Genomic DNA, 6,919 nt, shown 5'->3' with positions numbered 1-6,919 from the left:
GGCGCATCTTCCGCAAAGCCCGCTGCAGCCCCAACCGCATGACGGCCATCGCCGCCGCCGTCCTCACTCTGGAGCGTCAACGCTGAAAATCCTCAGTGCCACCTGCCCAAGTCGGGATGGGGGATGCTGAATCTGTCCGGGGGTGTCGTCACCGCCGGCAAGGAGTGGACGGATGACGGCAGTGTGTACGAGGTTCACTCCCTCAAGCGACGCGCAGCCACCGCGACGCGTCCTGTCCCGATCCCGCCGCAGTTCGTCCGCATGCTTACCGCCCACATAGAGAGGTTCGGCGTGGAGCCGGACGGCCGCCTGTTCCGGAACCGGGAAGGGAACTATGTGGAGGCATCGGCCTACGGCCTGACGTGGGCGCGGGCCAGGAAGCATGCTTTGACGCGCATGGAGCTTGCCTCAGGCCTGGCCAAGCGGCCGTATGACCTCCGCCATGCCGGCATCTCCTTCTGGCTGTACTCCGGTGTGGATCCGGCCGAATGCGCTCGCAGAGCCGGTCAGAGCATCGAGGTCCTCTTCCGCTTCTACGCCAAGTTCCTGGACGGCGTTCGAGAGCAGGCGAACCGTCTCATCGAGCAGTCCATGGAGGAATGGGACCGTGTCAGCCGGGGTGTCACCCCCTCAGCCGGACCGGACTTGGACCGGAAATAGACCGGAAGAGCTGGTCAGGAGTGGGATGGCAGTGGGAGAAACTGGGAGTTACACCGCATAACCTATCTCGCGCTGGCCGACGCGACCGGTGGGCGCCTGCCTGGGTAAAAGCCCAGGTCAGGCGCCCTTTCTTGTGCCCCTAGAAGAAGCCGAGCTTCTTCGGCGAGTACGACACGAGAAGATTCTTCGTCTGCTGGTGGTACAGGCGAGCCGTCCTGCCGGCCGGCAGAAACGGTGATTCGGTACGCCATCGGCAGAGAACCGGACCACGTAGGGGCCGGATCTTGGTGAGGAGTAGTGAAGAGGCGGGCGGTGCCGAGTCGCTTGGCGCACGGGAGCGCGCCTCCTGAACGGCGCGACACGCGCCCGGAAAAGCCGACGCTCGACTGCCGTGCGGGATTCGCGTGCGTCAGGCGTGCTGCACGCACTCCCCTCTCGCGACAGGGTTCTGGCCTGGGGTCGTGCTCCTCGCGCCGTGACCAGGCGGGCCGGCGCGCTCGTGAAGACCACCCCGTAAATGTGGAGGAGGTCGGGGAAGTCCGTGAGTCTTCCGTCGGCGAATCGCGCGCGGAATCGGGTCGGAAGGCCTGCCGCAGTGACCCGACTCACCAGTAACCCCAGTATGACCAGCGGAAACGTAGATCTGCCCGGCTTGGTGCACGGCCCGTGGTGTGTTCGAACGACCGGGGTATGGTCGGCCGCGTTCGCCTGACCGGGTGAATGGGGAAGACGAAAGACCGACCGCAGACGTTCGAGGCGAGGCAGACCGATGGAAGTTCCGGCCACCGCTTCGGCCGACGGCGACCGGGCCGATGGGAGAGTGGGCAACGGAGGTTGGTTCACGCGGAGCCCGGGCGGGGTCACCTCCACACCCACACCCCCGAACGGCCAGGGGCACGGCCCCCGATCCGTACCGCCGAACGGCCACGAGCCCGTGTCCCGCTCCGTACCGCCGCAGCGGGTGCACTCGGAGCCGCGCGGCGTGGACACGGACACGTCCGACACGGCGCTGCTGCGCCGGACGATGGCCGAGATCGAGCCGATCGCCGACACGGTCACCTCGTACTTCTACGCACTGCTCTTCCTCCGCCATCCCGCCCTCCGGGCTCTCTTCCCCGCGGCCATGGACACTCAGCGCGACCGGCTCTTCAAAGCGCTGCTCACCGCCGCCACCCACGCCGACGACCCCGTCACCCTGACCGCGTACCTGACCCACCTCGGCCGGGGCCACCGCAAGTACGGCACCCGCCCCGAGCACTATCCGGCCGTCGGCGAGGCCCTGATCGGCGCCCTCGCCCGTTACGCGCCGTCGACCTGGGGGCCCAGGGCCGAAGGCGCCTGGGTCAGCGCCTACACGACGATCTCCCAGATCATGATCGACGCGGCCACCGCGGACGAGCTGCGCGCGCCTGCCTGGTGGCAGGCGGAGGTGGTCGCGCACGACATGCGTACGAACGACATCGCGGTCGTCACGGTCCGGCCCGAGCAGCCGTACCCCTTCCTCGCCGGGCAGTACACCGCCCTGGAGACGCCCTGGTGGCCGCGGGTGTGGAGGCACTACTCCTTCGCCTCGGCCCCGCGCTCCGACGGCCTGCTCTCCTTCCACGTCAAGGCCGTACCGGCGGGCTGGGTCTCCAACGCCCTCGTCCACCGCGCCCGTCCCGGAGACGTCGTCCGACTCGGTCCCCCCACCGGTTCCATGACGGTCGACCACACCACCGACAACGGGCTGCTCTGCCTCGGCGGCGGTACCGGAATCGCGCCCATCAGGGCCCTGGTGGAGGACGTGGTGCAGCACGGCCGGCACCGCTCCGTCGACGTGTTCTACGGTGCCCGCCGCAACGACGACCTGTACGACTTCGACACCCTGCTGCGGCTGCAGCAGTCGCACTCCTGGCTCTCGGTCAGGCCGGTCGTCGACGGCGGTCCCGTCGGCCTGTCCGGCGGACTCCCCGAGGCGGTACGCGAGTACGGCTCGTGGCACACCCACGACGTGTACCTGTCCGGCCCGCCCGGCATGATCCGACGCGGCGTCGACACCCTGCTCGGCATGGGCGTCCCTTCCCGCCGCATACGGCACGACTCCATCGAGGGACTGGTCGGGGCAACGACGTGAGCACTTTCGAGAGCGCTGTCGAACAGGCGGCTCCCCTGCGCACCACTCGCCCAGGCAGTGACGGCGAACACCTGGTCCAGCAGCGCATGGGCACCACGGAGCGCGCCGACCGTTTCTACGCCGAGCAGGTCCTCGATCGACTCAATCCGCGGATGCGGGAGTTCGTGGCCCGGCAGGAGATGTTCTTCCTCGCCACCGCCGACCGGCACGGCGAGTGCGACAACACCTTCCGGGCCGGCCCGCCCGGCTTCCTCCATGTCCTGGACGACATGACGCTCGCCTACCCCGAGTACCGGGGCAACGGCGTCCATGCCAGCCTGGGCAACATCGAGGAGAACCCGCACGTCGGAGTGCTCATGGTGGACTTCCTCCGCGACCGCATCGGGCTCCACGTCAACGGCAGGGCCGGGATCGTGTCCGACGAGGACATGCGCCAGGCCCACGCCACGCTCGCGATCGACCCCGTGCCCGGCCGACGGGCCCGCACATGGGTGGTGATCACGGTGGAGGAGGCGTACATCCACTGCGCCAAGCACATCCCGCACCTGCAGAAGGCCCCCGCGCGCGGCACAGGCCGCTCCTGGGGAACGGACGACGTCAGACGCAAGGGCGGAGACTTCTTCGGAGCGGCCACCGACGCACCGGAGCGGGGCCCGTTCCTGCCGCCGCCCCGCGCGACGGCGGCGACTTGGCAGGCCGAAGCGGAACGGGCCCTCGCGAGGGCGGCGCGGCGCACCCCCGGCACGGGCACGGGCGGTGCCGGGACGCAGGGCTTCAGCGGCTGGTTCAGCAGAAGCACCCCGGCCTGACCTCCGCCGGTGACGCCGGCCCGATCACGTGCGAGGCCGCGAAGACCCGGAGTCCTGCGTGGTGTCGGCCTCCCCTTCCCGGGGCCGCTCCGCGAGGCCCGGTGCGGAGCTCCAGGAAGTGATCCCGGCCTGGCCAGGCGCAGTCGGCCGCCCCCGCGTGCTGCCGCTGAGCTCGTAGGAGGCGCAGCGATTTCGAGTCCCGCTGTCCCTTGAGCTCAGGGGCAGGCGACCCTCAGGCGGGTAACGTCACTCGCATGCCCCCGCACGCACCGCGCTGCCGCGCGGACCGACGAGCACGGGGGCGCCGTGCCCGTCGGACGGCACAGCAAGCGGTGCCTCCGGAACCGGGTGAGACGGAGAGTCGTCACCCTGGTCTTCTCGCGACGGACGCCGGGCCCGGTGCCGCTCTACAGGAGTGGCTGCGCGGGTGCCGGACCGAGCGTGGTGGTGCCGGCCGTGCGGTGGCCGAGGCCCGTGCGGTACGCGTCGAGGGCCGCTTCCACCCGGCCGGTGCGGCACAGCAGGTCGCCGAGGAGCCGACACAGGTCGGCGAGGTCGCCCGCGGCGCCCGCCCGTTCCAGGAGGCCCAGTGCACGGACGTAGTGTTCCTCGGCCGCCTCGGTGCGGTGGGCATCCTCGGCGATGATGCCCAGCAGCCGGTGGGCGGCGGCCGCGTGGACCGCGCCGCGTTCCGAGGAGAGGCCATCGAGCACCTCCCGGAGGAGGTTCGACGCCTCCTCGGACTCGCCGCGCCGGTGCAGCACGTCGGCGAGTTCGACGGCGACCTGACTGCTGTAGAGGGTGGCGCGGTGGGAGGTGAGCATGGCCAGGGCGGCACGCAACTCCTCCTCGGCGCTGGAGAGTTCGCCGTTCTGGGCGTACACGTACCCCCGCATCCAGCGGCAGTTGGCGAGCTCCGTACGGATCTTCAGCTGGTGGTACATCTCGGCGGCCTTGGCGAGCGAGGCGTCGGCTTCGGCGACCCTGCCCTCGGCGAGCAAGGTGCGGGCGACCGAGCGGTGCATCCGCGCGATCAGCGCCGGGTCCCCGGCCTGGGGGGCGAGGGCGAGCGCCAGCTCTGCGGCCTGGGCGGCGCGGGCCTGCGCGCCCATGTCCATGTAGGGGCTGATCAGGGCGGTGTGGAGCAGGAGCAGGGCGTCGGGGTCGTGCAGTCCGGCGCGGTTGATCTCGTCGAGCGTGGACTCCAGGAGGTAGACGGCGTAGCGGAGTTCGCCGGCCAGGTAGTGGGTGACGGCGCGGCCGCGTCGGGCCGGGACGCGGGCGGGCAGTGAGGCCTCGGCCAGGGCATGTTCGGCGTGCTCGAAGTGCTCGCGGGCGGCCGTGAGGTCGCCGGTGTCGAGACCGCATTCGCCCAGTCCGAGCAGCGCGGTGGCCTGTTCCTCGACGAGCCCGTGCGTCACGGCCTCCGCGAGCAGCTCGGCGTACTGGAGGGAGGCCTGTTCGGCCTCGCCGTCTGCGAGGACGCGTTGCGCCTCGGTGAGCCGGAGCCGCAGGTCGGTGGCGAGGTGGGCGGGCCGTCCGGTGGCGAGTTCCTCGAAGGCGACGCCGAGCCGGTCGGCGACATGGTGCAGTGCCTCGTCGGAGGGGCGCACCCGGCCGGCCTCGAGCGTGGAGATGTAGGCGGGCGTGTAGGAGGGCTCGGCCAGCTGTCGCTGTGTCAGCCCGCGCTCGTGCCGCAGCCGCTGCACCCTTCGGCCGATGGTCTCGGGGGCGTCCCGCTTCGCCATGCGCTCCATCATGCCAGTGCCTCCCCTTGCCACTGCCGGTGAGAGCGCGGCCGTGACGGCTTCCACGTTGCTCGCTCACCTTGCTCGTCCCGCCCGGGGCCTTGTCTCCCCGAATCTCAACCCTCTAACTTAAGCGGCCAGTTAAGCACAGTTAAGTCATTGCTTGAGAGAGGTCGTCGTGCCCAGACACGGATCTACCCGCACCCGCTGGATCGTCTCCGTCGGTGCCGCTGCCACTGTCGCCGCCCTGCTCGCCGGCGCGAACGCGGCCGGCGCGGAGCCCGTCTCCGTCGCCGGCTCCGGCACGGCGGTGACGCACGAGGTCGAATACTTCGACGGCCCCGGAGCCGAGCCCCGGCACAAGAGGGTCCCGGCCCAGGCCCCGGCGAGGGTCACCGGCCACCGGTCGGCGACCGCGCCCGCCCCGACCGCCGCCGCGGTCACGCCCGTCCAGGAGACCGGGCCGGTCTCCGGGCGGCTCGACCTGGTCGTCATGGGTGACGGCTACACCGCCGGGCAGCAGGCCGACTTCCATGCGGACGCGCAGGCCACACTCGACGCGGTCTTCGCCATCGAGCCGTACGCCAGTTACCGCGGCCTGTTCAACATCTGGCTGGTGGACGCTGCCTCCGCCGAGTCCGGCGTCTCCGGCGACCCGACCGCAGGGGTCGTGAAGAACACGGCCCTCAGCTCCTACTTCTTCTGCGAGGACACGGAGCGGCTCCTCTGCGTCGACACGTCGAAGGTCACCACCTACGCCGATCAGGCGCCCGCCTCCGACATCGTCTTCGTCATCGCCAACTCCACCAAATACGGCGGCGCGGGCTACAGCTTCTCCACCCCGCCGGCCGGGGCGTCGTACCACGGCGTCGCGACCATGTCCTCCGACAACCCGCAGTCGTACCTCATAGGCGCCCATGAACTCGGCCACTCGATAGGCCTGCTGGCCGACGAGTACCAGTACGCCGGCTACGGCGCCTACCCGTACCCCTCGTCCGACAGCGCCAACATCTCCGTCACCGCCGACCTCGGCACGGGCAAGTGGTACCGCTGGCTGGGCGAGCAGGACCCGACCGGCTCCGTGATCGGCACCTACGAGGGCGGCGACTACTACGAGACGGGCGTCTACCGCCCGACCGGCACCTCCCTCATGCGGACCCTGGCCGCCACGCAGTTCAACCACGTCGGACGCGAGGCGATGATCAAGGGCTTCTACACCTACGCGGACGCCGTGACCTCGACCGTGCCGACCGGGACGAGGGTCCGCGCGACCCAGGCGCTCAGCGTCCAGCTCGCCCCGGTGTCCGGCCTGGCGAGCCCGGTCCTGACCTGGTACGTCGATGGGAAGCAGGTCACCCGGGCTACCGGCGACCTGTCGGTGACCCCCGCCGAACTCGGCGCGGTCCGCAGCGGCCAGCGGGTCACGGCCACGGTCACCGACATCACGGCGGCCGTCCGCGACCCCGGGGTCCGCGCGGCGACGAGCAACTCGCTGACCTGGCGTGTGCGCTGACGATCCCTGAAACAGGGACGGCGGCAGGGGACGCAGGGATGGCGGCCGGGCGCGAGAGCCCGGCCGCCCTCGC

5 protein-coding genes and 1 pseudogene are annotated in these 6,919 nt (G+C 70.7%); 5 read left to right on the top strand and 1 reads right to left on the bottom strand.

Annotated features, from left to right (window positions below; all coding sequences use genetic code 11):
- The 4 genes and pseudogenes from ACFYX3_RS30755 to ACFYX3_RS30740 form a co-directional block, all read left to right on the top strand.
- Positions 1 to 86: pseudogene (locus ACFYX3_RS30755) on the top strand (IS5/IS1182 family transposase); the annotation flags it as partial.
- A gap of 37 nt (positions 87 to 123) precedes the next feature.
- Positions 124 to 660 (top strand): hypothetical protein, encoded by a 537-nt coding sequence (locus tag ACFYX3_RS30750; RefSeq protein WP_389020195.1) that lies wholly within the window; start codon positions 124 to 126, stop codon positions 658 to 660.
- Positions 661 to 1,429: 769 nt separating this feature from the next.
- A complete protein-coding gene (locus ACFYX3_RS30745) occupies positions 1,430 to 2,776 on the top strand; it encodes a globin domain-containing protein (RefSeq protein WP_389020192.1) in 1,347 nt (448 codons plus the stop codon).
- Positions 2,773 to 3,585, top strand: a complete 813-nt coding sequence (locus tag ACFYX3_RS30740; RefSeq protein WP_389020189.1) for a pyridoxamine 5'-phosphate oxidase family protein — start codon at positions 2,773 to 2,775, stop codon at positions 3,583 to 3,585. Before ACFYX3_RS30745 ends, ACFYX3_RS30740 begins: the two co-directional genes overlap by 4 nt.
- 407 nt (positions 3,586 to 3,992) lie before the next feature.
- On the opposite strand, the gene ACFYX3_RS30735 is transcribed toward ACFYX3_RS30740, so the two are convergent.
- On the bottom strand, positions 3,993 to 5,333 hold the full coding sequence (locus ACFYX3_RS30735) for a tetratricopeptide repeat protein (RefSeq protein WP_389020186.1): 1,341 nt from the start codon (positions 5,331 to 5,333) through the stop codon (positions 3,993 to 3,995).
- 178 nt (positions 5,334 to 5,511) lie between these two features.
- Here ACFYX3_RS30735 and ACFYX3_RS30730 point away from each other — a divergent pair, with 178 nt between their 5' ends.
- Positions 5,512 to 6,846 (top strand): M64 family metallopeptidase, encoded by a 1,335-nt coding sequence (locus tag ACFYX3_RS30730; RefSeq protein WP_389020183.1) that lies wholly within the window; start codon positions 5,512 to 5,514, stop codon positions 6,844 to 6,846.
- Positions 6,847 to 6,919 lie beyond the last annotated feature (73 nt).

Source organism: Streptomyces sp. NPDC002463 (assembly GCF_042889835.1).
Taxonomy (GTDB): domain Bacteria; phylum Actinomycetota; class Actinomycetes; order Streptomycetales; family Streptomycetaceae; genus Streptomyces; species Streptomyces nymphaeiformis.
This window is presented reverse-complemented; position numbering and strand designations above follow the sequence as displayed.